Here is a 3,677-nt window from a genome sequence, read left to right as displayed (position 1 = left end):
TGCCTATTTTAGTTTTTGTTTTTTTAACCCATTCTTAAAGAGCTATTTAAATTAATCACCGAGATATTAAATACTACAGTATTCACAATTCCGTGGCAAGTGATTATATTGTATTCATAGTTTGATTGATTCTCAGAAAAAGTTACATTTACAATATAATATAATACCAAGCAATTCTCAAAAATTAATTATATAGTCAGCTATTTCATATTTGTTAGCGGGATTAAATACCTTTAGTCACGCTAAAAATTAATATGCTTTTGGAAAAAATTTCATCCAGATATTAGATAAATTCCACCAGAGAAGGAGATTTATCTGTATCATATTTTAGACAACTAGATAACTTATGTTTCTGAATATACCCGTTCCATCCTTGACAGTTCCTAGCCATGCACAAAAACTCTTTTGTAAACATCATACTAAAGATAAAAACTAAAATAGACTTACAGCCTGCAATTAATATCTTTCTTGCTTTGCGTCTTGGCGTGAGAAAAAAATATAGGGTAGAATAAAAACCTACCCTAATCAACAATTTGCCAAAATCAAATTCCACTCATCTTGAGACAAAGGTATTACCTCTATTTCCATAGCAAAACAATCACAAGCTGCGGCTATTAAAGCCTTAATTATTGTTTCTTGATTGATAGTTTCTGGAAATTGGATAGGATGAAAAAACTCTTGATTAAATACCTTTGCAAATAAATCTGCATCTGGATTCAATCGCATAGAACCATGCTGAAGAACTGCGTCACCTTTCCTTAATTGAGCGCTACCAATCAGTTTAGAACCATCTGCTAAAACTAAATCTGCACCTGTCGCAGTCCCAAAACAATTAGGATTGTGAATATAACCGCGTCCAGCTTGACCATAGTACAATTCTATATCGAGCGATCGCCATCCTTGAATCAAAAACTCACAAATCTGCCCATACACATCTAACCGATTTCCCCTCAGTCCAGACGTGACCACAGAGTAAGTTAAATCACCTTGATGTAAAACAGCCCTACCACCTGTAGGACGGCGCACCAAAGCCAATTTTTCACCTTTCCACCTTAAATTTTGCCAAAATTCGGGATATTGACGTTGATGATAACCTAAAGAAATTGCGGGTGGCGACCAAGTATAAAAACGTAAAGTTGGCGGATGTTTTCCTGACTCATGCTGTGCTAATAACCAGCGGTCTATAGCCATCTGAACATCACCAGCGGCTGCTAAAATCGGCATAAGTCGCCACACCTGCTGATCCGGCATTAAATATCACATCCCTAAACTAAAATTCTGGAAACTTAAACTGTACCAAACTCAGATTGCAGATATTCATCATTATCATCAGCAATACTAGCAACGATAGTAATGATCCGAGAAACTTCCCCTGGTGACAACTCCGCTAAAGTGCGTGTAGAAATCACAACCACCTGATTATCAATAATCCCGAACCGGGCTTCAAAGGTACTCACACAATTCATCTCTAACAAATATCGTGTCAATTTTGGTTCATTTTTAGCCGGTAACTTCAGTACCGCAGACCAAACCGTAATTGTATCTTCATCAGTAATTCCCGTCAATTGCACAAATACTTCTATACTGCCATATTGGAATTTCCACAGATATCCACCCTCGGCAGCATGACTAACCATTGCACTTTGATCTTGTGCTAGACTATCAATCACATTTTCAATTACTTCCACATGGTTTGGGGTTGTGGTGTCTTCAATAAGTTCAGTCAACAACTCATCTGGAGACTGGGCTTCTAGGTAGCTTGCCATACAGATTTTTCTCTAAAAAATATAGTTACTGCTTTAATCTACTATTATGCTACCAAAAATGCCAGCATCTACTTCGTCTATTGTTCAAAGTCGAGATATCAGCCATACATTCGCCATTTTTTGCAGCTTGGGTTAAGAAACAGCGCAACTCAACGCATTTATTGAATTATGGTTGATGCCTCGGACACGCTACTGTGAACAACCTAACCTACAAATCAAAGCTTTTTCCAATTTGGTGAAGGTATTGATTAAAAGATGAGAAAGTATTGATCAAGATCACAGCCATACTGATTAGTATGACATAGGCTCAAGTTATTATTGTATATGTCAATTTCCTAATTATTTTTTCCCGGTTTCAGGCGTTTACATCCAGAACCATTAGATGTAAGTTACCTTTAACCTCATTGGCTGTCAACATCAAGTAAAGATATTAGAATTTATTATCTAACTCTCTACTGTACCTCATTAATAAAAGACAAACAAAACCCTATTTTGTCTATATTACATCATTCAATGCCTACTATCGGTTACATAAGCTACCAATTTCAGTTAAAAATAGGCTATCAAAAACAGTTTATTTAGGGGTAGCACAAAAATTACTCGCCGGTTTGATGTTAAAAGATGTAAAAATGATGGCAGAGGAACAATTTACTGATTTACAGCATCAAGGGATACAAAACGATCAGTTAAATTGTGAGTTGCCGAATGTACAGCGATTGATCAAAACTCAAGTTGACAAATTGGGGTGCTATCTGTTAAAAGGTTCTAGAATGTGACGTAAAAACCCGAAAAAAACCCGAAAACTTTTTTGAGATTTTTCCGGATTAGTCAAAAAATCTGCGATTATTGTTACACTGATTTTAATAAGCACTATGAATATTAAACTTGATCACAGCACTCCATGTCATTTAACTTCCTTCTTTAGCCTACTGATGAAGGAAGGTATTTCCCCCAATCAAATCGTTTTGGGAATTGTTCAATTAGCCACCCAGACTCATGAATTAGACGGAATGATGGCATCAGCCGATTGTTTACGGTTGCTACTGGTACTGATGCCAGCAGAAACCTGTGCTAAAGGCGTTTCTCAGTATATATCATCTTTAGCAGCGGAAGGCGTTACTACTTTAATGTTATTAGATGCCTTGAGTCTAGCTTGCTATGTTTGTGGACAATCAGATGAAGCTAACCTAGTTCACTTGACTTACAAGAGATTACAAGCTGATGCTATTATCTCCCAAATGCTTCGTGATTAAGCCCTAAAATATTAATTTTTCATCCTTTTTTCAAAATCCAACTATTTTCAAGTTAACTTGTACTCAGACATGGCAATTTTGTACTGAATCATTCCGTTTATTCATTAGGCAACCAGTCAATTCAATTAATTTATATTTTCTTTGCGATCCTTAGCCAATAGCTGTTAGCAGTGGCTATAATTTGAATGTCGCCATATTTATGGTCAGTTTGACAGCACCGCATCTACCACTTTTGATCTGGTCTAGAAGTCTCTAGCACTGGGAAAACCCTGACATCAATAACTTTTCAGCTTTCTTATTTACCCTGTTGATATTCAATTAAAGCTCTAAACTAAAATAGTTATCTGCCAAATTGCCAAAATATTAGATCATTGCCGAAACATTTCTGGAATTCTCTGTTTTGCATAGATAGCGAGCATTTAGTTTCCAGTATCTCTACTGTTTTGTTGATTATTGGCTATAGAAAAATTTTTGACATTAAAAAGCGCCTGGGAGTGTTGCCGTGTTTCCACCCCAGACGCTTTTTAAATTTTCTCCTCACACACAAATATAACTTATCACTCTTTTCTTCAAATGGCAAGTACCTGAGACAACAATTTTGGAAATTGTTTGAAAGAGGGAACAGGGAATATTTTTCTTTCCCATAACAACTGTACGG

Annotated in this window: 3 protein-coding genes; 1 reads left to right on the top strand and 2 read right to left on the bottom strand. The window is 36.3% G+C overall.

Annotated elements, in window-relative coordinates; translation table 11 throughout:
- Nucleotides 1–525: 525 nt before the first annotated feature.
- Nucleotides 526–1,251 (bottom strand): biotin/lipoate A/B protein ligase family protein, encoded by a 726-nt coding sequence (locus tag FJR08_RS22410; protein ID WP_168634630.1) that lies wholly within the window; start codon nt 1,249–1,251, stop codon nt 526–528.
- 35 nt (nt 1,252–1,286) lie between these two features.
- Complete coding sequence (locus FJR08_RS22405) at nt 1,287–1,766, bottom strand: YbjN domain-containing protein (protein WP_015078557.1); 480 nt, start codon at nt 1,764–1,766, stop codon at nt 1,287–1,289.
- Between the two features lie 872 nt (nt 1,767–2,638).
- Between FJR08_RS22405 and FJR08_RS22400 the strand changes: the two genes are divergently transcribed.
- A complete protein-coding gene (locus FJR08_RS22400; protein ID WP_015078555.1) occupies nt 2,639–3,019 on the top strand; it encodes a hypothetical protein in 381 nt (126 codons plus the stop codon).
- The last annotated feature ends 658 nt before the right edge of the window (nt 3,020–3,677 follow it).

Origin of the sequence: Dolichospermum sp. UHCC 0260 (genome assembly GCF_009711985.1) — a bacterium.
Classification (GTDB): domain Bacteria; phylum Cyanobacteriota; class Cyanobacteriia; order Cyanobacteriales; family Nostocaceae; genus Dolichospermum; species Dolichospermum lemmermannii.
Note: the sequence above shows the minus strand (reverse complement) of the source record. Positions and strands in the feature narration are given on the sequence as shown.

What these genes read in the sequence shown, in the direction of transcription:
- FJR08_RS22410 (WP_168634630.1), bottom strand. Translation starts at nt 1,251, where the DNA reads ATGCCGGATCAGCAGGTGTGGCGACTTATGCCGATTTTAGCAGCCGCT.
- FJR08_RS22405 (WP_015078557.1), bottom strand. Translation starts at nt 1,766, where the DNA reads ATGGCAAGCTACCTAGAAGCCCAGTCTCCAGATGAGTTGTTGACTGAA.
- FJR08_RS22400 (WP_015078555.1), top strand. Translation starts at nt 2,639, where the DNA reads ATGAATATTAAACTTGATCACAGCACTCCATGTCATTTAACTTCCTTC.